The organism is Streptomyces rectiviolaceus (genome assembly GCF_039533825.1).
GTDB classification, from domain to species: Bacteria; Actinomycetota; Actinomycetes; order Streptomycetales; family Streptomycetaceae; genus Streptomyces; species Streptomyces rectiviolaceus.
Map to the genome: position 1 here is coordinate 95,631 of NZ_BAAAUG010000038.1, position 21,755 is coordinate 117,385.

22 protein-coding genes and 1 riboswitch are annotated in these 21,755 nt (G+C 70.2%); of the genes, 13 read left to right on the top strand and 9 right to left on the bottom strand.

Going from position 1 to position 21,755, the window contains the following annotated elements; genetic code table 11:
- Positions 1-46: 46 nt before the first annotated feature.
- Positions 47-727, bottom strand: coding sequence for a maleylpyruvate isomerase family mycothiol-dependent enzyme (locus ABD378_RS12960; RefSeq protein WP_344520833.1), 681 nt, complete (start codon positions 725-727; stop codon positions 47-49).
- Between the two features lie 93 nt (positions 728-820).
- Here ABD378_RS12960 and ABD378_RS12965 point away from each other — a divergent pair, with 93 nt between their 5' ends.
- The 3 genes from ABD378_RS12965 (at position 821) to ABD378_RS12975 (ending at position 4,536) form a co-directional block, all read left to right on the top strand.
- On the top strand, positions 821-1,474 hold the full coding sequence (locus ABD378_RS12965; protein ID WP_344520834.1) for an HD domain-containing protein: 654 nt from the start codon (positions 821-823) through the stop codon (positions 1,472-1,474).
- 20 nt (positions 1,475-1,494) lie between these two features.
- Positions 1,495-2,568 (top strand): GNAT family N-acetyltransferase, encoded by a 1,074-nt coding sequence (locus ABD378_RS12970; RefSeq protein WP_344520835.1) that lies wholly within the window; start codon positions 1,495-1,497, stop codon positions 2,566-2,568.
- 699 nt (positions 2,569-3,267) lie between these two features.
- Entirely contained in the window at positions 3,268-4,536 is a 1,269-nt protein-coding gene (locus ABD378_RS12975; RefSeq protein WP_344520836.1) for a Cmx/CmrA family chloramphenicol efflux MFS transporter, read from the top strand.
- Here the strand turns inward: ABD378_RS12975 and ABD378_RS12980 are convergent.
- The 3 genes from ABD378_RS12980 to ABD378_RS12990 all read right to left on the bottom strand — a co-directional run bounded on the left by ABD378_RS12980 (position 4,519) and on the right by ABD378_RS12990 (position 5,552).
- On the bottom strand, positions 4,519-4,821 hold the full coding sequence (locus ABD378_RS12980; RefSeq protein ID WP_344520837.1) for an NIPSNAP family protein: 303 nt from the start codon (positions 4,819-4,821) through the stop codon (positions 4,519-4,521). The genes ABD378_RS12975 and ABD378_RS12980 overlap by 18 nt on opposite strands.
- A gap of 73 nt (positions 4,822-4,894) precedes the next feature.
- Entirely contained in the window at positions 4,895-5,161 is a 267-nt protein-coding gene (locus tag ABD378_RS12985) for a DUF4031 domain-containing protein (RefSeq protein ID WP_344520838.1), read from the bottom strand.
- A gap of 34 nt (positions 5,162-5,195) precedes the next feature.
- The gene (locus ABD378_RS12990) at positions 5,196-5,552 is read right to left on the bottom strand and encodes a hypothetical protein (protein WP_344520839.1); all 357 of its coding nucleotides are present in this window, start codon (positions 5,550-5,552) and stop codon (positions 5,196-5,198) included.
- A gap of 129 nt (positions 5,553-5,681) precedes the next feature.
- Between ABD378_RS12990 and ABD378_RS12995 the strand changes: the two genes are divergently transcribed.
- From ABD378_RS12995 to ABD378_RS13005, 3 genes are read left to right on the top strand one after another with little or no spacing between them, the layout of a single operon-like run.
- Entirely contained in the window at positions 5,682-6,605 is a 924-nt protein-coding gene (locus tag ABD378_RS12995) for a MurR/RpiR family transcriptional regulator (RefSeq protein WP_344520840.1), read from the top strand.
- A gap of 58 nt (positions 6,606-6,663) precedes the next feature.
- Complete coding sequence (gene murQ, locus ABD378_RS13000) at positions 6,664-7,647, top strand: N-acetylmuramic acid 6-phosphate etherase (protein WP_344520841.1); 984 nt, start codon at positions 6,664-6,666, stop codon at positions 7,645-7,647.
- A gap of 53 nt (positions 7,648-7,700) precedes the next feature.
- Positions 7,701-9,209, top strand: coding sequence for a PTS transporter subunit EIIC (locus ABD378_RS13005; RefSeq protein WP_344520842.1), 1,509 nt, complete (start codon positions 7,701-7,703; stop codon positions 9,207-9,209).
- A gap of 69 nt (positions 9,210-9,278) precedes the next feature.
- On the opposite strand, the gene ABD378_RS13010 is transcribed toward ABD378_RS13005, so the two are convergent.
- Positions 9,279-10,469, bottom strand: a complete 1,191-nt coding sequence (locus tag ABD378_RS13010) for an MFS transporter (protein ID WP_344520843.1) — start codon at positions 10,467-10,469, stop codon at positions 9,279-9,281.
- A 201-nt stretch (positions 10,470-10,670) separates the two neighbouring features.
- On the opposite strand from ABD378_RS13010, the gene ABD378_RS13015 reads away from it, so the two are divergent.
- From ABD378_RS13015 to ABD378_RS13030, 4 genes are all read left to right on the top strand, one after another.
- The gene (locus tag ABD378_RS13015) at positions 10,671-11,432 is read left to right on the top strand and encodes a polysaccharide deacetylase family protein (RefSeq protein WP_344520844.1); all 762 of its coding nucleotides are present in this window, start codon (positions 10,671-10,673) and stop codon (positions 11,430-11,432) included.
- Between the two features lie 97 nt (positions 11,433-11,529).
- Positions 11,530-11,781 (top strand): type II toxin-antitoxin system Phd/YefM family antitoxin, encoded by a 252-nt coding sequence (locus tag ABD378_RS13020; protein WP_344520846.1) that lies wholly within the window; start codon positions 11,530-11,532, stop codon positions 11,779-11,781.
- The gene (locus ABD378_RS13025; protein ID WP_160505759.1) at positions 11,778-12,038 is read left to right on the top strand and encodes a Txe/YoeB family addiction module toxin; all 261 of its coding nucleotides are present in this window, start codon (positions 11,778-11,780) and stop codon (positions 12,036-12,038) included. Before ABD378_RS13020 ends, ABD378_RS13025 begins: the two co-directional genes overlap by 4 nt.
- Before the next feature lie 313 nt (positions 12,039-12,351).
- Positions 12,352-13,605: an esterase/lipase family protein gene (locus ABD378_RS13030; RefSeq protein WP_344520847.1), complete on the top strand. Its 1,254-nt coding sequence runs from the start codon at positions 12,352-12,354 to the stop codon at positions 13,603-13,605.
- Between the two features lie 97 nt (positions 13,606-13,702).
- Here ABD378_RS13030 and groL read toward each other — a convergent pair whose 3' ends face one another.
- The 4 genes from groL to thrC all read right to left on the bottom strand — a co-directional run bounded on the left by groL (position 13,703) and on the right by thrC (position 18,009).
- Positions 13,703-15,328 carry a chaperonin GroEL gene (groL, locus tag ABD378_RS13035; RefSeq protein WP_344520848.1) on the bottom strand — a complete coding sequence of 542 codons (1,626 nt, stop codon included), beginning with the start codon at positions 15,326-15,328 and terminating at the stop codon, positions 13,703-13,705.
- Between the two features lie 370 nt (positions 15,329-15,698).
- On the bottom strand, positions 15,699-15,902 hold the full coding sequence (locus ABD378_RS13040; protein WP_005315736.1) for a cold-shock protein: 204 nt from the start codon (positions 15,900-15,902) through the stop codon (positions 15,699-15,701).
- A gap of 424 nt (positions 15,903-16,326) precedes the next feature.
- Complete coding sequence (locus tag ABD378_RS13045) at positions 16,327-16,602, bottom strand: MoaD/ThiS family protein (RefSeq protein WP_344520850.1); 276 nt, start codon at positions 16,600-16,602, stop codon at positions 16,327-16,329.
- An 87-nt stretch (positions 16,603-16,689) separates the two neighbouring features.
- On the bottom strand, positions 16,690-18,009 hold the full coding sequence (gene thrC / locus ABD378_RS13050) for a threonine synthase (RefSeq protein ID WP_425583834.1): 1,320 nt from the start codon (positions 18,007-18,009) through the stop codon (positions 16,690-16,692).
- Positions 18,010-18,026: 17 nt separating this feature from the next.
- Positions 18,027-18,161, bottom strand: a riboswitch (SAM riboswitch).
- A 168-nt stretch (positions 18,162-18,329) separates the two neighbouring features.
- Between thrC and ABD378_RS13055 the strand changes: the two genes are divergently transcribed.
- The 3 genes from ABD378_RS13055 to ABD378_RS13065 all read left to right on the top strand — a co-directional run bounded on the left by ABD378_RS13055 (position 18,330) and on the right by ABD378_RS13065 (position 21,635).
- Positions 18,330-19,274 (top strand): glucosyl-3-phosphoglycerate synthase, encoded by a 945-nt coding sequence (locus tag ABD378_RS13055; RefSeq protein WP_344520852.1) that lies wholly within the window; start codon positions 18,330-18,332, stop codon positions 19,272-19,274.
- 89 nt (positions 19,275-19,363) lie between these two features.
- Complete coding sequence (locus ABD378_RS13060; RefSeq protein WP_344520853.1) at positions 19,364-20,128, top strand: LAETG motif-containing sortase-dependent surface protein; 765 nt, start codon at positions 19,364-19,366, stop codon at positions 20,126-20,128.
- A gap of 94 nt (positions 20,129-20,222) precedes the next feature.
- Positions 20,223-21,635 carry an alpha,alpha-trehalose-phosphate synthase (UDP-forming) gene (locus tag ABD378_RS13065; protein WP_344520854.1) on the top strand — a complete coding sequence of 471 codons (1,413 nt, stop codon included), beginning with the start codon at positions 20,223-20,225 and terminating at the stop codon, positions 21,633-21,635.
- Positions 21,636-21,755 lie beyond the last annotated feature (120 nt).

Genomic DNA, 21,755 nt, shown 5'->3' on the forward strand with positions numbered 1-21,755 from the left:
AGCGCGTGGCTCGGCCTCCGGAGCCCCTGTCGGCCGTACGCCCGCCTCAGTCGAGGATCGACGAGAGCTCGCTCTCCTTCACTCCCGCCAGCTCGTACCGCGTGCCCGTCAACGGGCGCCCGACATAGAGGCGGATCAGGGTCGGCGCGTCGCCGATGTAGCGGGCCGGAGGGCTTGTGCCGTCGCCCGTGCCGAGGAGCAACGGCTCGTCCCGCCCGTCGATGTCCGCGTGCAGCGGCACCGAGTTCACCACCTTGCTGCGCGCCGCGAGCAGCAGCAGCGCGTCGGGGAGCCCGGGACCGCCATAGGCCCCGGGCCTGCCCCACGCCTCGCGGACATCGCCCGCGTGGACCCACTCGCCGAGCGCGACCCCGTCGAGGCGCCCCTTGGCCTTGGCGATGAACGGGCCCGCCTCCGTCATGCCGCGCTCCAGCTCGTCCACCACACGGGAGTTGGACCAGTCGGCGCGCTCGGCGATGTCACGGTCGTTGCTCTCCGGCGAGTACACGCCCTTCTCGAAGCGGCTCTCCACCACGCGCATCAGCGCCGAGCCGCAGTGCGCGAGCACATGGCGCACGGTCCAGCCCGGACAACAGGTCCGGACGGCGTACGCGTCGTCGGGTGCCTCCCGCAACAGCGGGATCAGCGCGTCGCGTTCACTTTGGAGCAGCCGCCCGGGGCGCTCGGGGTCGTACGTCTCGTCGGTCGTCCTCGTCGCATCGCTCATGGACGACAAGCCAACCGTCGTCGGCCGCACATGGCAACGGTCAACGCCACCACTCCATACCCCCATGGGGTACCAACCCGTTAAGGTCACCCCATGGCCGACGACGAGAACCACGAGCTGCGCAGCCGCTGGCGCACCACGGTGCTGAGGGCACTGGACACGGACGAGTGCGCCATCGACCCGGACCGCTACGCCGACGACCTGCTCACCCGCTGGGCCGAGCCGCAGCGGCGCTACCACACCACCGCCCACCTGGCGGCGGTCCTCGACCACATCGACGTACTGGAAGAACACGCGGACGACCCCGAACTCGTCCGGCTCGCGGCGTGGTTCCACGACGCGGTGTACGCGCCCGACCGCTCCGAGAACGAGGAGCGCAGCGCCCGCCTCGCCGAACGCGCCCTGCCCGAGGCCGGGTTGAGCCCCGGTCGGACCGCCGAGGTGGCCCGCCTTGTCCGCCTCACCGTCACCCACGACCCCGCCGACGGCGACCTCAACGGCGAGACGCTGTGCGACGCCGACCTGGCGATCCTTGCCGCCGCCCCGGACGCGTACGCCGCGTACGCCGCCGCCGTCCGCGAGGAGTACGCCTTCGTGCCCGACGAGGACTTCCGCGCGGGCCGGGCGGCGGTGCTCCGCCAACTCCTGGCGCTGCCAAGGCTGTTCCGCACTCCGTACGGCGTGGCCCAGTGGGAGGGCCCGGCGCGCGCGAACCTGGCGACGGAAATGGACCTGCTGAGCTCCTGAGGCTCCCGTACGCTCGGCCCATGCTTTCCATGGGTGGGGACCAGGTGGACCAGGCCGTCGCGCACGCGGCGAAGGTGCTGCGCACGGTGGTGGGGCTCGACTGGAGCGTCAAGGCGGGCGGCCTCGACTGGAGCTGCCTGGAGACGGCCGAGCACATCGCGTGCGACTTCGTCTCGTACGCGGGCCAGCTGACGGGCCGCGCCCCCGACGCGTGGGTCCCCTTCGAGATCACCTTCGACGAGGGATCGGGCCCCGACGACGCGATCCGTGTCATCGAGTCGACCGGCGGCCTGCTCTCGGCGGTGGTGCGGACCACGCCGCCGGGGGTCAGGGCCTTCCACCCCTACCCGTACCGCAGCGCGGACGCGGTGGGCTTCGCGGCGATGGGCGTCGCGGAGGTGCTGCTCCACACGTACGACATCGCGCAGGCGCTCGGGGCGGACGCTACGCCGCCCGCCGAGCTGTGCGAGGCGGTGCTCGCCCGGATCTTCCCGCAGGTCCCGCCCGCGCGTACGCCCGCCGACCAGTGGGCGACGCTGCTCTGGGCCACGGGCCGCGGCACCCTGCCGGGGCGGCCGAAGCGTGACCGGTGGCGCTGGCACAACGCCCTGGAGATTCCCGCAGGGCGGATCGTCCTGCGGGAGGTGTCCCCCGCGGCGGCGGCCGATCTCGCCGCGGGCGGCACGGGGGGCCTGACGTGGATCGACGGCGGGCCCTTCGACGGGACGCGGACGGCGGCGGAGATGGTGACGAAGGCGTACGCGTCCGGGGTGCACCGGCCCGAGTGGGGGATGTTCGCCCTGGTCCGCACGGAGGACGAGGTCGCCGTCGGCGGAATGGGCTTCCACGGGCCGCCGGACGAGGAGGGCGTGGCGGAGGTCGGCTACGACCTGGTGCCCGCGGCGCGGGGCCGGGGCTACGCCTCGGAGGCGCTCCGTTCCCTCTCCGACCGTGCGCTGGCCCACCCCGAGCTCACGACGCTGCTGGCCGTCATCGAACCCGAGAACGTGGCCTCCCAGGCAGTGGTGACCCGAGCGGGCTACACCCGAACCTCGGACCGCGAAAACCTCCACGCCTACCAGCGCCACGCCTAAACCTGAACCACCACTGCCCGAACAGACCTTTCCCACCCACCCGCCCGATCACCCCGCATCCTCCCCTGAACGAACAAGCTTTCCCGCCCACCCGCCCGATTGCCCCGCGGTGCCAGGGGGCGCGTAAGGGAGTGGGGGGGGTGGGGCATCTGCATCGTGGGGTGGGAGGGGAGGACGTTCAAGCCTGGGTGGGTGGGCCGTGCATAGGTGGGTGGGTGGGTGGGCCGTGCCTAAGTGGGTGGGTGGGCCGTGTACGTCGGCAGGTTGCGATGTTCCGCCAGCCATAGAAAGCGGACCCACGACTCATCCGCAGTCGGCGACGCACGCGAGGGGACGTGCCGGTATGTCCGCCCGGAGCACGGCTCCCGGCGCTCCGGAGCCGAAGCAGCCCGGCGGTCACCGGACGATAGCGAGGACGGACATACCGGCGCGGCACCGCACCCACAGACAGACCCTCGCCGCAGACGGCAACGCACCCGAGGGGACGTGGCGGTATGTCCGCCCGGAGCACAGTTCGCAGGACTCCGGTGCCGAAGCAGCCCCGCGGCCACCGGACGATAGCGAGGACGGACATACCGGCGCGGCACCGCACCCACCCCGCGGAGCGACCCCGCACCACCAGGAATGCCAAGCGCCACCCCAGCGTTGACCACGGTTATGCCGACAGCTGACCCCAAGGCCCCCAGGCCAGGGACCCGCATGCCCATAGCCGTCTACATCCTCGGCCTGGCCGTCTTCGCGCTCGGCACGAGCGAGTTCATGCTCTCGGGGCTCCTGCCCCCCATCGCGGACGACATGGACGTCTCCATCCCCCGCGCAGGCCTCCTCATCTCCGCCTTCGCCATCGGCATGGTCGTAGGCGCCCCGCTCCTCGCCGTAGCCACCCTCCGCCTCCCCCGCCGCACGACCCTCATCACCCTCATCACGGTCTTCGGCCTGGGCCAGGTCGCCGGCGCCCTCGCGCCCACGTACGAGATCCTCTTCGCGTCCCGCGTCGTCAGCGCGTTCGCCTGCGCCGGGTTCTGGGCGGTCGGCGCGGCCGTCGCCATCGCGATGGTGCCGGTCAACCAGCGCGCCCGCGCCATGGCCGTGATGATCGGCGGCCTCTCCATCGCGAACGTACTCGGCGTCCCCGCAGGCGCGTTCCTCGGCGACAACTTCGGCTGGCGGTCGGCCTTCTGGGCGGTGGGGGCCGCCTCCGCGATCGCCCTCGTCGGCGTACTCACGCTCATCCCGCGCATCCCGCTACCGGCCGAGAAGCCGCGCCTGAAGCGGGAGTTGGCCATCTACCGCGACCGGCAGGTCTGGCTCTCCATCACGATCACCGCGCTCGCGGCAGGCGGCGTCTTCAGCGCGTTCTCGTACCTCTCGCCGCTCCTGACGGACGTCGCAGGCCTCGACAAGGGCTGGGTCCCGACCGTCCTCGGCCTCTTCGGGGCGGGCGCGCTCATCGGCACGGCGATCGGCGGCCGCATCGCGGACGCCCACCTCTTCGGCGTCATGCTGAGCGGCATCGCGGCATCGACGCTCTTCCTCGTGGCCCTCGCCCTCTTCGCCGGTACGGCGCCCGTGGCGATCGCCCTGTCCTTCCTCCTCGGCGTCTCCGCCTTCTACACCGCACCGGCCCTCAACGCCCGCATGTTCAACGTCGCGGGCGCCGCCCCCACCCTCGCGGGCGCGACCACCACGGCCGCGTTCAACCTGGGCAACACGGGCGGCCCCTGGCTCGGCGGCACGGTCATCGACCTCGACCTGGGCTACGCGTCGACGGCGTGGGCGGGCGCGGCGATGACGGCGGTGGCGATCGGCGCGGTCGCGGCGTCGCTGCGGCTGCACCGCAGGACACCGAGCCGCGTGGTCACCGCCTCTTCAGCCGAAGCCGAAGTCGAAGCCCATGCCCAAGCCAAAGTCCAAGTCCAAGTCCAAGCCGAAGCCGCCCGCCAGGCGCCCTCACTCCAAGGGCCGTAGAAACCGCCGCTCGTACCGCCGGATGCACCGCGTCCGGCGCGCCAGCTCCCAGGCCTCCTGGCACTCGGGGTCGGTCACGCTGTCGGTGCGGTACTGCTCGTACGCGGCGAGGCTCGGGAAGGAGAAGAGGGCGTACGCGATGTCGCTGTCGCCCTCGCTGGGCAGGAAGTAGCCGTGGTGGTCGCCGCCGAAGCGGTTGACCAGGACGACCCAGCGGCGGCCGTACTCCTCGAAGTCGTCGATGAGGTCAGGATCGATCTCGTACTTCAGATGAACCGTGATCATGCGGACACCCTAGGCGGGCAGGCCCGCATTACGCAGGCCCGCATCACGCAGCCCCGCATTACGCAGGCCCGCATTACGCAGGCCTGCCCTTCGGCCTCCGAAGCCCCGCATCCGTAAGCCTGCGCACCAGCTCCTTGGAGCCGATCTCGACCGCCCCGGCGCGCACCGCGTCCTCGTAGCGGTGCGAGGGCAGGTCGTAGTGGTCGCGCTCGAAGGCGCGCGCGGGGGCGCCGATGCCCGCCGCGAACGCGTGCAGTTCCTCGTACGAGACGTCGCTGACCAGGTGCGACCACATGCGGCCGTGGCCCGGCCAGGTCGGCGGGTCGATGTAGACCGTCATGCCCGGCCACCCCGCCGCTGCCCGTGCGAGCCCGTCACGTCAGCCCGCCCACCGGGGCCACGACGACGCCCGCCTTGCCGCACACCCAGTGCGGATCGGGGCCCAGCTCCGGTTCCACGTCCAGGGCGTGCGGGTCGCCCGTGCCGCAGACCGGGCACAGCGGCCAGCGGCCGTAGCGCTCCAGGAGCGCGTCCTGGACGTCCTGGGCGACGAGACCCGCGACGTACTCGACGCCCTCGGGCCACTGCTCGACCCACCAGCGGCGGTGCGCCACCGACTCCTCGACCAGCGAAACGACCTCGGCCTGGGCGACCTCGCGCGCCACGAGGTCGGCCAGGACAAGTGCACGAGCGGCGTGCAGCGCCTGCTCCAGAGGGTCGATCGCATCCATGCAGCCATTGTCCCCCTCACGCGCAACCCGCAGGTCCGCTCCCTCCGCGACCTCTCCGCGGCCTCTCCGCGACCAATTCGGGACCAAGGGACTCTTGACCCGCCCCGCCTCCGAAAATATCTTTCAAGCGTGACCAATAACGTGAAGGAAATTTTCGCGGGCGCGGCGCCCCCCGCCCCCGCCGCCCTCGCGGCCAAGGTGCGGACCCTCGCGCCGTCCATGACCCGCTCCATGCAGCTGGTCGCCGAAGCCGTCGCCGGCGACCCCGCGGGATGCGCCGCCCTCACGGTCACCGGCCTCGCCGAACTCACCGGCACCAGCGAGGCCACGGTGGTCCGCACGGCCCGCCTCCTCGGCTACCCCGGCTACCGCGACCTGCGGCTCGCCCTCGCCGGACTCGCCGCCCAGCAGCAGTCGGGCCGCGCGCCCGCCGTCACCGCCGACATCGCCGTCGACGACCCGATCGCGGACGTCGTGGCGAAGCTCGCGTACGACGAGCAGCAGACCCTCGCCGACACCGCGGGCGGCCTCGACACCGTCCAGCTCGGCGCCGCCGTCGCCGCGCTCGCCGTCGCACCCCGCGTCGAGATCTACGGCGTCGCCGCGTCCGGGCTCGTCGCCCAGGACCTCGCGCAGAAGCTGCTGCGCATCGGCCACATCGCCTTCGCGCACTCCGACCCGCACCTGGCCGTCACGAACGCCGTCACCCTGCAGTCCAAGGACGTGGCCATCGCGATCACGCACTCCGGGTCGACGGGTGACGTCATCGAGCCGCTGCGGGTCGCCTTCGAGCGCGGCGCGACGACCATCGCGATCACCGGACGGCCCGGCAGCCCCGTATCGCAGTACGCGGATCACATACTGACCACCTCCACCGCGCGCGAGAGCGAGCTCAGGCCCGCCGCGATGTCGTCCCGCACGAGCCAGCTGCTCGTCGTGGACTGCCTGTTCGTGGGCGTCGCCCAGCGGACGTACGAGACCGCGGCCCCCGCCCTGGCCGCCTCGTACGAAGCACTCGCGCACCGGCACAGCCCGCGCGGCGGCAGCCGCTGAGCCCCACCCCGCACGCCCGCACCCGCCACCCCCGCCGCACACGAAAGAGCCGCACCTCATGACCTCCACGACCGACGCCACCCCCTCCCCCGCCCCTGGTGACGGCGAGACATACGGCGAACTCCGCGCCCAGCTGGACACCCTCACCACCGAGGCGTTCCGGCCCGAGCTCTCCGAGATCGACCGGCAGCCCACGCTGGAGATCGCGAAGATCATGAACGGCGAGGACGCCACCGTGTCGGCGGCCGTCGCAGAGCAGCTCCCGGCGATCGCGGCCGCCATCGACGGCACCGCCGAGCGCATGGCCCGCGGCGGGCGGCTCATCTACGCGGGCGCGGGAACGGCGGGACGCCTCGGAGTGCTCGACGCCTCCGAGTGCCCGCCCACGTTCAACACCGACCCGGCCGAGGTCGTGGGGCTCATCGCGGGCGGCCCGAGCGCCATGGTCACGGCGGTCGAGGGCGCGGAGGACAGCAAGGAGTTCGCGGCCGAGGACCTGGACGGGCTCGGCCTGACCGCGAACGACGTGGTCGTCGGCGTCTCCGCGTCCGGCCGCACCCCGTACGCGATCGGCGCGGTGGAGCACGCCAAGCGGAAGGGCGCGCTCACCATCGGTCTCTCCTGCAACGCGGACAGCGGGCTCGCGGCAGCCGCCGACCACGGCATCGAGGTCGTGGTCGGCCCGGAGCTGCTCACCGGCTCCACCCGTCTGAAGGCGGGCACGGCCCAGAAGCTCGTGCTCAACATGCTCTCGACGATCACGATGATCCGCCTCGGCAAGACCTACGGAAACCTGATGGTGGACGTACGCGCCTCGAACGAGAAGCTGCGCGCCCGCTCGCGACGGATCGTCTCCCTCGCCACCGGCGCGTCCGACGAGGAGATCGAGGCCGCACTCGCCGCCACCGACGGGGAGGTGAAGAACGCCATCCTCACCATCCTCGGCGGAGTCGACGGCCCCACGGCCGCCGAACTGCTCTCCTCATCGGACGGCCACCTCAGGGCCGCCCTCGACTCCGCGCGCGCACCTCGCACCACCTGACCCCAGCCGCTGAAGAACAGCGCCACCCTGCACACAGCAAGGCACCCCGCACCATGGCAACTGACAAGAACCGCGCCACAGCCGCCGCGATCCTCCCCCTCGTCGGCGGCGCCCAGAACGTCACGTCCATCGCCCACTGCATGACGCGCCTGCGCCTGAGCCTCGCCGACCGCTCGCTGGTCGACGACGAGGCCCTGAAGGCGCTGCCCGCCGTGATGGGCGTGGTCGAGGACGACACGTACCAGATCGTGCTCGGTCCCGGCACGGTCGCCCGTGTCACGCCGGAGTTCGAGGCACTGGTGGAGGAGGGCAGGTCGGCGGCGCCGACGGCGGCCCCCGAACACGTCCTGACCGCCGATGAGCTGGCGGCGCAGGGTGCCGAGATCAAGGCGGCCAGGAAGGCGAAGAACGCGACCCCCTTCAAACTCTTCCTGCGCCGCATCGCGAACATCTTCGTGCCGCTGATCCCGGCCCTGATCGGCTGCGGCATCATCGCGGGCATCAACGGCCTCCTGATCAACCTGGAGTGGCTGCCGGGCATCACCCCGGCGCTCGCCGCCATCGCCTCCGGCTTCATGGCGCTGATCGCGGTGTTCGTGGGCTTCAACACGGCGAAGGAGTTCGGCGGTACGCCGATCCTGGGCGGCGCGGTCGCGGCGATCATCGTGTTCCCGGGTGTCGCGAACATCGAGGCGTTCGGCCAGAAGCTATCCCCGGGCCAGGGCGGTGTCCTTGGCGCGCTCGGCGCGGCGGTCCTGGCGACGTACATCGAGAAGTGGTGCAGGCGCTGGGTCCCGGAGGCCCTGGACGTCCTCGTCACCCCCACCATCACGGTCCTGCTCTCCGGCCTGGTCACGATCTTCGGCCTGATGTTCCTTGCGGGCGAGGTCTCGACGGGCATCGGCACGGCGGCGAACTGGCTCCTGGACAACACGGGCGCGTTCGCGGGCCTGGTCCTCGGCGGCCTGTTCCTCCCCCTCGTGATGCTGGGCCTGCACCAGGCCCTGATCCCCATCCACACCACGCTGATCGAACAGCAGGGCTTCACGGTCCTGCTCCCCATCCTGGCGATGGCGGGCGCGGGCCAGGTGGGCTGTGCGATCGCGGTGTTCAAGCGCCTGAAGAACAACACGTCGATCCGTACGACGATCAAGTCCGCGCTCCCCGCAGGCTTCCTGGGCGTGGGCGAGCCCCTGATCTACGGCGTCTCGCTCCCCCTTGGCCGCCCCTTCATCACGGCGTGCGTGGGCGGCGCGGCGGGCGGCGCGTTCATCGGCTTCTTCTCGATGATCGGCGAGAAGGTCGGCTCCACGGCGATCGGCCCGTCGGGCTGGGCCCTGTTCCCCCTCCTCGACGGCAACAAGGGCCTGGGCCTGACGATCGCGATCTACGGCGGCGGACTGCTCGTCGGCTACGTGGTCGGCTTCTTCGCGACGTACTTCTTCGGCTTCAGCAAGCAGATGATGTCGGAACTGAACGTCGACACGACCGCCCACGAGCAGGTCGTCGCGGGTTCCCCCGCCACGACCGCGGACCCGGCCAAGGCGCCGGCGGCGGTCTGACCCTGCGGCACCCGAAGGCGGCACCCTGCGCGACGGGGTGCCGCCTTCGCCGTCCGTACGCGCCTACGCCTACGCCCTCGCCCGCACCGGCCGCCGGAGCAGGTAGACGCCCGCGGTCGAGACCAGGACCGCCATGCACGCGATGAACACAAGGCCCGCGCCCTCCAGGCCGATCGGACCCGTCAGTACGCCCACGCCGATGACCGGCAGCGAGATGCCCGTGTACGCCACCACGAACAGCGTCGAGATCACCGCCGCGCGCCGGTCCGCGGGAGACGCCTCCGCCACCGCGGACAGCGCCCCGCGAAACGCGAGACCCTGCCCGCACCCGCCGACCAGTGCGCTGAGCACCACCAGCGGCAGCAGGTCCCACCGCAGCGCGCCCGCGAGCAGCGCCAGGCCGACGAGGAGTCCGGCGCACCCCAGTGGCAGTGATCGCCCCACCCCGACCCGGCCGGTCGCCAACTGCCCGGCGGTCGAGGCGAAGAAGGCCAGCGCGACGACAAGACCGCTCACCGCGTGGTTGTCCACGTTCAGGGACTCCGCGAGGAACGCCGGGCTGACCGACGTGAACACCCCGAACAATGCGAACCCCACGAACGAGGCGATCCCCGCGGGCACGAACACCGCCCGCACCTGCGGGGGCAGCCCGGGTCGCTGCGGTCGTACCGTACTCAGCGGCCGCGGCTCCCGTACGGTCTCCGGAAGCCGCAGCAGGACGGCGGCCGAGGCTGCGACCAGTGCGAGGTGCACGGCGAACGGCAGGTACAGCGGCCAGGCGGCGTACTGCGCGAGCACACCGGCGAGCAGTGGACCGCAGCCGAGGCCGCCCATGTTGGCCGCTGTCGCCACGAACGTGGCCCGGGAGGCGCCGACATACGGCGCCGAGTCCATCACGTACGCCGTGGCGGCCCCGGTGAACAGTCCGGCGGACAGTCCCGACAACAGCCGCCCCGCGTACAACCAGCCCATCCCGACGGCGGACAGGAAGCAGACGGCGCTCGCCGCCGCGAACCCCAGGCCCCACAGCAGCACCGGGCGTCTGCCCACGGCGTCCGAGACGTTGCCCGTCAGGAGCAGCACGCCGATGACCCCGAAGGCGTACACGGCGTACACGACGGTGACCGTCAGCTCGGAGAACCCGAACTTGTCCTGGTAGAGGCCGTAGAGGGGTGTCGGCAGTGTGGTGCCGGCCATGCACACGGCGAACACCGCCCCGCTGAGCAGACACTGGCGCCAACGTCGGTGATCACCGTCCATGCCGCCGACGCTAACCCCGCACACCGCCCCGCTCACGGACGGACACCCCGCCCGCGGGGAGTTGTCCGCGGACACCCCCGGAATTGTCCTTGATCGGTAACGGACGCGCCCCCGGTGCATCCTCCGGCCGCCACGCCTCGTCCTGCCAGGTGGTCGCAAGGGACCAGGGATCGGCGAGGGACTGTACGCAAAGGGGCGGACATGGCGCGGCACAGCGGCGGGCGTGGCTGGTACGGGAAGTTGATCGGGGCGGCGCTCGGGGTGACGATGCTCGCCACCGGTGCGGGGGTGTGGAGCGCCCAGGCCGGTACTTCGGAGGGCTCCTCACCGGCGGCGAAGAAGCCCAGTGCCGTCAAGCCGGTCGCGGCGACCATCGCGCACGCCTCGGAGGACGGGGAGCGCGGCATCAACCTCACCATCGACGACGGCCCCGACCCCAAGTGGACGCCTCAAGTGCTCGCCGTGCTGCGGGAGTACGACGTGAAGGCCACGTTCTGCATGGTGGGGACGCAGGCCGAGGCCCACCCGGACATGGTGAAGAAGGTGGTCGCGGCCGGGCACCGGCTGTGCGACCACTCCGTGTCGCACAACACCGGCATGGACAAGGACTCCGAGTCCTACCAGTCCCAGCAGATCCTCGACGCCGAACGCATGATCACCAAGGCGTCCGGCGGCGTACGCCCGATGTACTACCGCGCGCCCGGCGGTGCCTTCACCCCCTACAGCCGCAAGCTCGCCGCAGACCGGGGCATGCGCCCGCTGGGCTGGAACGTGGACACCAAGGACTTCGAGCGCCCGGGCACGGACGCGATCGTCGCCACAGTCGAGCGGGAGCTTCCCAACGGCCCGACGCTCCTCTTCCACGACGCGGGCGGCGACCGCACCCAGACCGTCGAGTCCCTGCGCACGCTCCTCCCCCGACTCAAGAACCAGGGCTACACCTTCGGCTTCCCGGTGCGTTGAATCCCGGCCCGCCCCCGCCTCCATATTGCCCATCCAAGGCCCAGCCCGTACAGTTTCCTGTACGTACAGGAAGTCGTACAGTCCTGAGGAGGCCACGATGCGCACCATGACCTACACGGAGTCGCGAGCGAAGTACGCCGAGACGCTCAACGCCGTCACGGACGACCGCGAGGAAGTCATAGTGACCCGCGCGGGCCGGGAGCCGGTCGTCATCGTGGCGCTTGAGGAGTACGAGTCCCTGAAGGAGACGGCCTACCTGCTGCGGAGCCCCGAGAACGCCCGCCGTCTGCTGGCCTCCATCGACCGCTTGGAGAGCGGTGGCGGCACAGTCAGGGAGCTCGCCGAATGAAGTTCGTCTGGGACGAGTCCCCCTGGCAGGACTACGTCTGGTGGCAGACGCAGGACCGCAGGGTTCTCAAGCGGATCAATACGCTCCTCCAGGACATCGCACGCAACGGCAACGAGGGCATCGGCAAACCCGAGCCTCTGAAGCACGGCTTCCAGGGCTACTGGTCCCGCCGCATCACCGATGAGCACCGCCTCATCTACAAGATCGTCGAGGACGAGATCCGTATCGCCTCCTGCCGGTACCACTACGAACGCTGACCCGCCGCGCGACGGGCGCGATGCCTGACGCGCCCCTCCCCGGGTCACCTTCGGGACATACTTCCCCACCCCCACCAAGCAGAAGCTGACCGAGTCGAGCACCATCTCGGCACACCCGTAACACCGCGCATCCCCTCGCCCCGGCCAGAGGGCGCTCACCCCCGCACGGCACAGGCGAAAGCGGCCACCGCTCCCCTGTCCGAAAGGACCCCGCTCGCCCGGTGAATCCCGGCGGCCGCCTTCCGGTGACTACCGCGCGTATCGAGGATGGCACCTGCCGTCATCGAAACCGCACAACCGGAGGGGACCCTTCATGACCGAGCCCAACGAGCCCAACGGAACCAACGAGGCCGACGAACAGCAGATCGCCGAGGCCTTCGGAGCCGCCGCCCACATCACGCTGGCGCCCGGCCCCCGGGAGATCCCCGAAGCGGCGCCCACCCCTGACGATGAGTGGACGCTGCCGGAAGGCAGGGCCTGGGTCTACCTCGCCAACTCCAAGCACGGGCTCGCCAAGCCGGTGATCATCGGCGACGGCTTCAACACCGGGCCCAGTGAACTGGACTTCTCGTGGGAGATCCTGGAGCGGGGGCCGTACCCGTTCATCAGCGAGCTGCGGCAGCGCGGGTACGACGTCGTCCTGCTCGGCTTCGACGAGCGCAGCGCCTCGATCCTGGACAACGCCAAGGTCGTCAGGTCCGCCGTCCTGGAAGCGATCGCGCGGCGTATCGGCGACCACCCGCTGACCGTCGGCGGGTTCAGCATGGGCGGTCTGGTCGCGCGGTACGCGCTGGCCAAGATGGAGCACGAGAAGATCGACCACCAGACCGCGCTCTACTTCTCCTTCGACAGCCCGCACCGCGGCGCCTGGATCCCGATCGCGCTGCAGTCCTTCGCGCACTACATCCGGCGCCTCAACGCCGCCTTCTCGAACCAGATGAACAGCCCGGCCGCGCGCCAGCTCCTGTGGCAGCACATCTCCGAATGGGACGACACCCCCGAGACCGACAAGCAGCGCATCGAGTTCCTCGCCGAGCTGGAGCGGGTCGGCGGCTGGCCGATGCGGCCGAAGAAGATCGGCGTCGCCAACGGCGTACGCAGCGGCGTGGGCAACGGCATCGCCCCCGGCGAGCGGGCGTTCCGCGGCAAGGGCCTGGCCATCACCGGCACCCACCTCTACACGCAGCCCGCGGGCAATGACCAACTCGTCGCGCAGCTACGGGTGGTGACCCTGCGCAAGCCGCAGATCCGCACCTCGGGCATGCCCGAGATCGACGGCGCACCCGGCGGCACCCTGGAGGGCTTCGGCATCCTCGCCGACGAGCTGAACAAGATCCCCGCGTTCATCGGCCTCGGCTCGGAGGCCGAGATCCGCGAGCACTGCTTCGTGCCCGCCGTCAGCGCGGTCGCCCTGCGCGACATCGACACCCACGAGAAGCTGTACGACCCGTTCCCGGAGGACTCCGAGGACAGCGACCTGGACGAGTACCTCTGCTCCACCCACAACGAGGGCCACACCCTCGTCACCGAGGAACTCTGCACCTGGATCATGGCCCGCCTGCCGTAGCGCCCGCATCGCTCCGGAAACGCCCGAGGGCGGCACCCCTTCGTGAGAAGGAGTGCCGCCCTCGGTACGTACGGGACGTAGATCAACCAGAGGTCGATCAGAAGTCCATGTCACCGCCCGGCATGCCGCCGCCGGCCGGGGCAGCGCCCGCCTTCTCCGGCTTGTCGGCGATGACGGCCTCGGTGGTGAGGAACAGCGCGGCGATGGACGCGGCGTTCTGCAGGGCAGAGCGCGTGACCTTCGCCGGGTCGAGGATGCCCTCGGCGATCATGTCGACGTACTCACCGGTCGCGGCGTTCAGGCCGTGGCCGATGGGCAGGTTGCGCACCTTCTCGACGATGACGCCACCCTCGAGGCCGGCGTTGACCGCGATCTGCTTCAGCGGGGCCTCCAGGGCCAGCTTCACAGCGGCGGCACCGGTGGCCTCGTCGCCCTCGAGCTCAAGCTTCTCGAAGACAGAGGCGGCCTGGATGAGGGCCACGCCACCACCGGCGACGATGCCCTCTTCGACGGCCGCCTTCGCGTTGCGAACGGCGTCCTCGATGCGGTGCTTGCGCTCCTTGAGCTCGACCTCGGTCGCGGCACCGGCCTTGATGACCGCAACACCGCCGGCGAGCTTCGCCAGGCGCTCCTGCAGCTTCTCGCGGTCGTAGTCGCTGTCCGAGTTCTCGATCTCGGCGCGGATCTGGTTGACGCGACCCTGGACCTGGTCGCTCTCACCGGAGCCGTCGACGATCGTGGTCTCGTCCTTGGTGATGACGACCTTGCGGGCACGGCCGAGCAGGTCGAGACCGGCGTTCTCCAGCTTGAGGCCGACCTCCTCGGAGATGACGGTGCCACCGGTGAGGATGGCGATGTCGCCGAGCATGGCCTTGCGGCGGTCACCGAAGCCCGGGGCCTTGACGGCGACGGACTTGAAGGTGCCACGAATCTTGTTGACGACCAGGGTCGACAGGGCCTCGCCCTCGACGTCCTCGGCGATGATCAGCAGCGGCTTGCCGGACTGCATGACCTTCTCGAGGAGCGGAAGGAGGTCCTTCACGTTCGAGATCTTCGAGTTGACGATCAGGATGTACGGGTCGTCGAGCGACGCCTCCATACGCTCCATGTCGGTGGCGAAGTACGCCGAGATGTAGCCCTTGTCGAAGCGCATGCCCTCGGTGAGCTCAAGCTCGAGCCCGAAGGTCTGCGACTCCTCGACGGTGATGACGCCTTCCTTGCCGACCTTGTCCATCGCCTCGGCGATGAGCTCGCCGATCTGGGTGTCGGCGGCGGAGATGGAGGCCGTGGAAGCGATCTGCTCCTTGGTCTCCACGTCGACGGCCTGCTCGAGCAGGGCGCCCGAGACGGCCTCGACGGCCTTCTCGATGCCACGCTTGAGGGCCATCGGGTTGGCACCGGCGGCTACGTTGCGCAGGCCCTCGCGGACCAGCGCCTGCGCCAGGACGGTCGCGGTCGTCGTGCCGTCACCGGCGACGTCGTCCGTCTTCTTCGCGACCTCCTTGACCAGCTCGGCGCCGATCTTCTCGTACGGGTCCTCGAGCTCGATCTCCTTGGCGATGGAAACACCATCGTTGGTGATCGTGGGGGCACCCCACTTCTTCTCGAGGACGACGTTGCGACCCTTGGGGCCCAGGGTCACCTTGACGGCGTCGGCGAGCTGGTTCATGCCGCGCTCGAGGCCGCGCCGTGCCTCCTCGTCGAACGCGATGATCTTGGCCATGTGAAGTGGTCCTCCCGGACAGGGGTGGCATGCTCCGGATCGCGCCAGTGCCCGCGACGGACGGCCTGCAAACCGTGTGGTTCCTTGCCCCACCCGGCCTGCGGGCCTCACCGACCCGATCCAAGTTCTGTCACTCTCACTGGGAGAGTGCTAAGCCCAATGATTAGCACTCGACCCCTACGAGTGCAAGCGCCTCTCACGGATCCCAGACGCACGAGGGGGCGCGCGCCCAGGCCCGCACGACGGGACGATGCGGCGGGACGGGGCGGCGGGACGGGGCGGGATGCGGCCGGACATACGAGGGGCCCGTACCCCTGTCGGGATACGGGCCCCTCGTCACTCGCTAAGTCGCTGGCCGATCGCGCCGAGATCAGACGGCGAGCTTGACCATGTCCGCCTGCGGACCCTTCTGGCCCTGCGAGATCTCGAACTCCACTCGCTGACCTTCTTCAAGGGTGCGGTAGCCGTCCATCTGAATCGCGCTGTAGTGGACGAAAACATCCGCACCACCGTCGACCGCGATGAAGCCGTACCCCTTCTCCGCGTTGAACCACTTGACGGTGCCCTGAGCCATGCCTAACTCCCCTATTACTGGCCCTTGCACGGACCCGCACTTCGCGGACCCGGGTCAGACCTCACCCCCCCAATGGGTTGTGGAGGCGTGCGCCGGAACGCGTCGACCGCGGCTGAATGTATCTGTCCAACTGCCCTCTGCAACAGGTCAATCGGACGAGAATTCTGGGCACGCCTGATCGGTAATATGCGGAGAATTCGCCGGAGTTCAGGGCAAGTCGGGCCAGACAAATGCCACGGGAGGGGCAAATGGGCAGTGCACTTTGGCTACTTCTTGTCGCCCTCAGGGCGACTTCGTATATGCGCTCGGCACAAACGGGGAAGCTCGCTTCCCAACTGTACCGCGCTCAACCACATGGAATTGCCCCCTCCGCTTCTCTCGCGGAGGGGGCAATCATGATTACGCAGGGTGTTTCTTTAAAGGATCAACCACCGGCGACGGCGGGAATGATCGACACCCCGGCACCGTCCGGCGTCGCGGTCTCAAGACCCTGCTCGAAGCGGACGTCGTCGTCGTTCACGTACACGTTCACGAAGCGCCGCAGCTTGCCCTGGTCGTCCAGGACACGGGCCGCGATACCGGCGTGCTTGGCCTCCAGGTCGGCGATGACCTCGGAGAGGGTCGCCCCCTCGGCGGCAACCTCGGACTGACCGCCGGTGTAGGTGCGAAGAATGGTGGGAATGCGGACGTTGACGCTCATGAATTCACCTCGGGGTGCGTGGGGCCCCTTCAGGGGCGCGGGGAACTGCGCGACCAGCCACAACGGTCCGCAGGTAAACGAGCAAGCTCAGCCTGCAAGCCCAGCGGCGCGGAACGCATCCAGGCTGGGGCGAATGGTCGCGGTCGCCTGAGACGTCTCGGCAACAGCGTCCAGGGTCTTGAGACCGTCACCCGTGTTCAACACGACCGTGGTGAGGGAGGGATCAATGAGCCCCGCCTCGATCAGCTTCTTGGTGACGCCGACCGTCACACCACCGGCGGTCTCCGCGAAGATCCCCTCACTCCGGGCGAGCAGCTTGATCGCGTCCACGACCTGCTCGTCGTTCACGTCCTCCACCGCACCGCCCGTGCGGCGCGCGATGTCCAGGACGTACGGCCCGTCGGCGGGGTTGCCGATGGCGAGCGACTTGGCGATGGTGTCCGGCTTCTGGGGGCGCACGACGTCGTGGCCCGCCTTGAAGGCGGTCGACACCGGGGAGCAGCCCTCGGCCTGCGCGCCGAAGATCTTGTAAGGCTTGTCCTCGACGAGACCCAGCTTGATGAGCTCCTTCAGGCCCTTGTCGATCTTCGTGAGCTGCGAGCCCGATGCGATCGGGATGACCAGCTGGTCGGGAAGGACCCACCCCAGCTGCTCGCAGATCTCGTACGCGAGGGTCTTGGAACCCTCGCCGTAGTACGGCCGCAGGTTCACGTTCACGAAGCCCCAGCCCTCGCCGAGCGGGTCGCCGATGAGCTCGGAGCAGAAGCGGTTCACGTCGTCGTAGTTGCCCTCGATGCCGACGAGCTCGCCGCCGTAGACCGCGGCCATGACGACCTTGCCCTGCTCCAGGTCGTGCGGGATGAACACGCAGGAGCGGAAGCCGGCGCGGGCGGCTGCGGCACCGACGGCGCCCGCGAGGTTGCCGGTGGAGGAGCACGACAACGTCGTGAATCCAAAAGCACGCGCCGCCTCGATGGCCTGCGCCACGACGCGGTCCTTGAAGGAGTGCGTGGGGTTGCCGGAGTCGTCCTTGACGAACAACTTGCCCTGCTCGACGCCGAGTTCACGGGCGAGGTTGTCGGCCTTGACGAGCTTGGTCCAGCCGGGGTTGATGTTCGGCTTCTCGGCCACGTCCGCCGGGACGGGCAGCAGGGGCGCGTAGCGCCAGATGTTGTCGGGGCCGGACTCGATCTGCTTCCTCAGCGCCTCGGGGTCACCGGTCGGCAGGTCGTACGCGACTTCGAGCGGGCCGAAACAGGCCTCGCAGGCGAAGATCGGGCCAAGGGCGTAGAGCTCGCCGCACTCGCGGCAGGAGAGGCCCGATGCGGGGCCGAGGTCCACGGATCCCCGGTCAGCAGCCGAGGTGGAGGGGGTGGTGTCGTTCGTTTCGACAGTCTGCGCAGCCATGGAGGCGAGGCCCTTTCTCCTCATCTTCCCCGTGACGCATCTCGTCACGAGACGGAATTGGCACCTTCCCCACCGAGACCTCGCGTGCGCGGTCGGCGGGATGGTTGCCGGGGCTTCAACGGGCCGTATCCCTCTGCCCCTCTGGATGAGCGGTATGGCGCCGGGGATTCATGGGCCCCGGGCATTTGTTACGCGATGACCCCCGACATGCGATGGTCATCCGCGTTGTTCAAGACTGTAACCGACGGCCTGGACCCTTGAGATAGTCGTCCGAACCGCGAGATGGATCACATGTAGGCCACACACAGGAGGAGCCACCCGTGCTGGAAGAGGCCGAGCGCTGGCTGACCAGGCGTTCCTGGTCCGTTGCCGACCGTCCGCTCAGCGCACTCGTCGCCGCCAAACGAGCGTCCGGGGCCTCGGTGAGTGTCGTCCTGCCCGCGCTCGACGAGGAGGAGACGGTCGGCGAGATCGTCGCCGAGATCCGCCGTGAGCTGGTCGAGAAGGCCTCGCTCGTCGACGAGCTCGTGGTGATCGACTCCGGCTCGAAGGACCGCACGGCCGAGGTGGCGCGGGAGGCAGGCGCCCGGGTCGTGCACCGGGACGAGATCCTGCCGCGCATCCCGGCGGTGCCCGGCAAGGGCGAGGTCCTGTGGCGCTCGCTCCTGGTGACCGGCGGTGACATCGTCGCGTTCGTCGACGCGGACCTGAAGGAGTTCTCGGCGGACTTCGTCACCGGGATCGTGGGCCCGCTCCTGACCGAGCCCGACGTGGCCTTCGTGAAGGCGATGTACGACCGCCCGCTGGCCGGGACCGCAGGTCAGGGCGGCCGGGTCACCGAGCTGATGGCGCGCCCGCTGCTCAATATGCACTGGCCCCAACTGGCCGGATTCGTCCAGCCGTTGGGCGGCGAGTACGCGGCGCGCAGGTCCCTCCTGGAGCGGCTGCCGTTCCCCGTCGGCTACGGAGTGGAGCTGGGCCTGCTCGTCGACGCGCTGCACACCGTGGGCCTGGACGCGCTCGCGCAGGTGGACGTCGGTGTGCGCAAGCACCGGCACCAGGACGGGCAGGCCCTTGGCCGGATGGCCGCGGCGATCTACCGGACGGCGCAGCTGCGGCTCGCGCGCGGCCATCTCGTACGCCCCGAGCTCACGCAGTTCGAACGGGGCGAGCAAGGGTTCGAGCCGCGCACCCATGCGGTGGACACGGAGGAGCGGCCGCCGATGGCCGACATCGCGGAGTACGCGGCCCGCCGCGTGGCGTAACCACCCAAGGCCGGGCGTTTTGTCTACATTTCCCACTTATGTGGGTCAGACAGGTAATGGGAAGCGCGCGACGCATCGGTGGCGTGGCCATGGCCACGGCAGGCCTCGCGGCCGGGGCGCTCGGCGCCGCGGCCGTGCCCGCCGCCGCGGATGTGATCGAGCCCTTCGCCAAGCGCTACGACGAATCGCCGTACGGCGACTTCAGGACCACCGGCAACACGGTCATGGGCTGCCCGACGACGCCCGCGGACAGGGCGGCGCGCTGCGCCACCGCCGCGGACGGCGAGGCCAAGGAAAAAGAGCGGAAGCAGCCACCGGTCAAGATCACCAACGTGCCCGCACAGCGGGCCGCGCCGGTGTGCAGCAGCGTCAAGAACACCATCACCATCAAGAACCCCTCGGGCAGCACGCGCACCGGAGCCACCGCGTCCTGGCAGGTGACGCCCGGCTCGAAGCCCGTCGCGAGCAGCGGGACGGTCACCGAGCAGGGTTCGAAGTACGTCTGGAAGGGCGACGTCCGCCCGCACGGCGAGGTCACCGTCACCCAGCAGGTGAAGGTCTCCTGCACGGCGGGCCAGGTCAGGGTCAGCACCGTGACGGCACCCGGCAGCAACTGCCCCAGATCCGCCCCGGGCGGCGACGACCCGTGCACCTCGGCGGTCCTCGCTCAGCGGGTGCAGGCACGGCCCGCCCCGCAGGAACCGCGGAGCGGCCCCGTGGGACGCGCGGACGGTCCGGGGCAGCTGGCCGAGACGGGCAGCAACTCGGACACGATGCTGTACGCGGGCCTCGCGATCGCGCTGTGCGCACTGGGCGCGCTCGCGGTGGCGGCGGCAAGGAGCAGGCGCGACTAGACGCACGGACGCAGGCACCTGAACGTATACGGCCGGGCCCGCAACGGGTCCGGCCGTACGTTTGAGCTCTCCCCCGAAGGGCTAGGTTCGGCACATGGTCTCCGAGCACGCCGCCGCACAGGTCCTCGTCGCGTCCAACCGCGGCCCCGTCACATACGCCCTGGAGGAGAACGGCGAACTGACGGCCAAGCGGGGCGGCGGAGGGCTCGTCTCCGGGCTCAGCGCGATCGGCGAGTCCGAGACCGGCGCCGCCCTGTGGGTCTGCGCGGCGCTGGGGGACGGCGACCGGGAGGCCGTGCGGCGCGGGGTGGGCGAGCCCGGAGTCCGGATGCTCGACATCGACGCCGGCTCGCACGAGGGGGTGCACACCGACGCGTACAACGGGATCGCGAACTCGGTGCTGTGGTTCGTCCACCACATGCTCTACCAGACGCCGCTCGAACCGGCCTTCGGACCGGAGTTCCGGGCGCAGTGGGCGTCGTACGAGACCTACAACCGGGCCTTCGCCGACGCGCTCGCCCAGAGCGCCGCGCCGGGCGCGGCGGTCCTCGTCCAGGACTACCACCTGGCGCTGGTGCCGGGGATGCTCCGTGAACTGCGCCCCGACCTCCGCATCGGCCACTTCTCGCACACGCCGTGGGCGCCGGTGGACTACTTCCGGATGCTGCCGGACGACGTCGCGGAGCAACTGCTCCGCGGCATCCTGGGGGCCGACCGTGCGGCGTTCCTGACGGGTCGGTGGGCGGACGCGTTCACGGAGTGCTGCGTCGCGGTCCTCGGCGGTACGTCGGGGACGCGGATCGGGGTGCACGGGCTCGGGGCCGACGCGGATTTCCTGCGGGAGCGGTCGCGGCGGGCGGATGTGGAGGAGCGTCTTGTCGCGCTGCGGGAGCAGGTGGGGGGCGGGGGCGACCGGAAGGTGATCGTCCGCGTCGACCGGACCGAGCTGTCGAAGAACATCGTGCGGGGACTCCTTGCGTACCGGGAGCTGCTCGCGTCCCGGCCGGAGTGGCGGGAGCGGGTGGTGCACGTGGCCTTCGCCTACCCGTCGCGGCAGGACCTCGCGGTGTACCGCGACTACACGGCGTCCGTGCAGGCGCTCGCCGACGAGATCAACTCCGAGTACGGGGTGGAGGGTTGGACCCCGGTCGTGCTGCACGTGAAGGACGACTTCGCGCGGTCGCTTGCGGCGTACCGCTTGGCGGACGTGGCTCTGGTGAACCCCATCCGGGACGGGATGAACCTCGTGGCCAAGGAGGTGCCTGTCGTCTCCGACGAGGGGTGCGTGCTGGTGCTTTCGCGGGAGGCGGGGGCGTGTGAGGAGTTGGGCGAGGATGCGGTGGTGGTGAACCCGTATGACGTGACGGGCACTGCTTCGGCTCTGTACGCGGGGCTGATGATGCCGCTCGAGGAGCGGGCGGAACGAACCAAGCGGCTCGCTGCGGCGGCTACGGCTCTTCCCCCGGCCCAGTGGTTCCTGGACCAGCTGCGGGCGCTGCAGGCCTGATTTTTCCCCAACCCCACCCCTTCCCGAAAACCGGCTGCGCCGGGGCGTCCTCAAACGCCGGACGGCTGAAAGATCTCCCCGGGCCGGAGGTGAATTCTCAGCCCGTCCGGCGATTGAGGA

Coding starts and splice junctions, on each gene's coding strand:
- ABD378_RS12960 (WP_344520833.1), bottom strand. CDS start 727: ATGAGCGATGCGACGAGGACGACCGACGAGACGTACGACCCCGAGCGC.
- ABD378_RS12965 (WP_344520834.1), top strand. CDS start 821: ATGGCCGACGACGAGAACCACGAGCTGCGCAGCCGCTGGCGCACCACG.
- ABD378_RS12970 (WP_344520835.1), top strand. CDS start 1,495: ATGCTTTCCATGGGTGGGGACCAGGTGGACCAGGCCGTCGCGCACGCG.
- ABD378_RS12975 (WP_344520836.1), top strand. CDS start 3,268: ATGCCCATAGCCGTCTACATCCTCGGCCTGGCCGTCTTCGCGCTCGGC.
- ABD378_RS12980 (WP_344520837.1), bottom strand. CDS start 4,821: ATGATCACGGTTCATCTGAAGTACGAGATCGATCCTGACCTCATCGAC.
- ABD378_RS12985 (WP_344520838.1), bottom strand. CDS start 5,161: ATGACGGTCTACATCGACCCGCCGACCTGGCCGGGCCACGGCCGCATG.
- ABD378_RS12990 (WP_344520839.1), bottom strand. CDS start 5,552: ATGGATGCGATCGACCCTCTGGAGCAGGCGCTGCACGCCGCTCGTGCA.
- murQ (WP_344520841.1), top strand. CDS start 6,664: ATGACCTCCACGACCGACGCCACCCCCTCCCCCGCCCCTGGTGACGGC.
- ABD378_RS13005 (WP_344520842.1), top strand. CDS start 7,701: ATGGCAACTGACAAGAACCGCGCCACAGCCGCCGCGATCCTCCCCCTC.
- ABD378_RS13010 (WP_344520843.1), bottom strand. CDS start 10,469: ATGGACGGTGATCACCGACGTTGGCGCCAGTGTCTGCTCAGCGGGGCG.
- ABD378_RS13015 (WP_344520844.1), top strand. CDS start 10,671: ATGGCGCGGCACAGCGGCGGGCGTGGCTGGTACGGGAAGTTGATCGGG.
- ABD378_RS13020 (WP_344520846.1), top strand. CDS start 11,530: ATGCGCACCATGACCTACACGGAGTCGCGAGCGAAGTACGCCGAGACG.
- ABD378_RS13025 (WP_160505759.1), top strand. CDS start 11,778: ATGAAGTTCGTCTGGGACGAGTCCCCCTGGCAGGACTACGTCTGGTGG.
- ABD378_RS13030 (WP_344520847.1), top strand. CDS start 12,352: ATGACCGAGCCCAACGAGCCCAACGGAACCAACGAGGCCGACGAACAG.
- groL (WP_344520848.1), bottom strand. CDS start 15,328: ATGGCCAAGATCATCGCGTTCGACGAGGAGGCACGGCGCGGCCTCGAG.
- ABD378_RS13040 (WP_005315736.1), bottom strand. CDS start 15,902: ATGGCTCAGGGCACCGTCAAGTGGTTCAACGCGGAGAAGGGGTACGGC.
- ABD378_RS13045 (WP_344520850.1), bottom strand. CDS start 16,602: ATGAGCGTCAACGTCCGCATTCCCACCATTCTTCGCACCTACACCGGC.
- thrC (WP_425583834.1), bottom strand. CDS start 18,009: ATGGCTGCGCAGACTGTCGAAACGAACGACACCACCCCCTCCACCTCG.
- ABD378_RS13060 (WP_344520853.1), top strand. CDS start 19,364: ATGGCCACGGCAGGCCTCGCGGCCGGGGCGCTCGGCGCCGCGGCCGTG.
- ABD378_RS13065 (WP_344520854.1), top strand. CDS start 20,223: ATGGTCTCCGAGCACGCCGCCGCACAGGTCCTCGTCGCGTCCAACCGC.